Raw genomic sequence first — 435 nt, 5'->3', positions numbered from 1 at the left:
TAGTTGTTGTCTTCCTCAACAAATGAATTGATGAGAATGTTGATGACACGCTCGTTTTTCTCCAATAATTCTTTAATGATTTGCTGCTGTTCAAAAGGAATTCCTTTGAAAGTTGCAGCGCTTGCTTGCCCAGGAGCTACTGTTGTGAAAGTAAGAATGATAGCTAAAGCGAAAAATACAACAGAGCTGAGCGATTTGCTCAAAAACTTCTTCATGCTTCTTTTCTCTCCCTTTTCTGTTAAATTTTGTTGCAAGAAAAGCATACCATGAGAAACTTTGTGGAAGAATAGGAAAATTGTAACTTTATGTTTGATTTTGGAGAACTATAAAAGTTCTTGTCGATAAATGGAGGGGTTAAGATTGCTTACTTTTGTCAACTCTTCAAGATACGTTCCGTCTGATGAATGAAGCTTTCATAGGTGATTTGTCTTGTTT

The 435-nt window shown here is 35.6% G+C and carries 1 protein-coding gene; it reads right to left on the bottom strand.

Annotated elements, in window-relative coordinates:
• The coding region (locus tag GFC01_RS18295) for a hypothetical protein (protein WP_207707658.1) at positions 1-215 on the bottom strand (215 nt) is incomplete at its 3' end.
• Positions 216-435 lie beyond the last annotated feature (220 nt).

The sequence above is a fragment of the Desulfofundulus thermobenzoicus genome (assembly GCF_009428905.1).
Lineage (GTDB): Bacteria > Bacillota > Desulfotomaculia > Desulfotomaculales > Desulfovirgulaceae > Desulfofundulus_A > Desulfofundulus_A thermobenzoicus.
This window is presented reverse-complemented; position numbering and strand designations above follow the sequence as displayed.